Origin of the sequence: Pseudomonas sp. SIMBA_041, assembly GCF_046535095.1 — a bacterium.
GTDB classification, from domain to species: Bacteria; Pseudomonadota; Gammaproteobacteria; order Pseudomonadales; family Pseudomonadaceae; genus Aquipseudomonas; species Aquipseudomonas mucoides.
The window spans coordinates 1-236 of the sequence record NZ_JAWRXJ010000945.1; the positions used below are offsets into that span (position 1 = coordinate 1).

General features: G+C 61.0%; 1 protein-coding gene. It reads right to left on the bottom strand.

The genetic code is table 11. The features are described from left to right. Positions 1-223 (bottom strand): 3,4-dihydroxy-2-butanone-4-phosphate synthase (locus tag SB725_RS33925; RefSeq protein ID WP_410923789.1); only part of this gene is annotated, 223 nt, incomplete at its 3' end. Positions 224-236: the final 13 nt, after the last annotated feature.

Genomic DNA, 236 nt, shown 5'->3' on the forward strand with positions numbered 1-236 from the left:
GCACCATCTGCTCCAGGCCCAGGCGCTGGCAGGGATCGTCGGTCAAGGTCAGGCAGATCAGGCCACGTGCTTCGCGGGCCATGAAGTTGATGGCCTGGGCGTCACAGCGCTCGGCGGCGATCAGCAGGTCGCCTTCGTTTTCTCGATCCTCGTCGTCCACCAGCAGTACCATTTTGCCTTGCCGGTAGTCTTCGAGGAGTTCTTCGATGCTGTTGAAAGCCATGTTGCACGCTCGC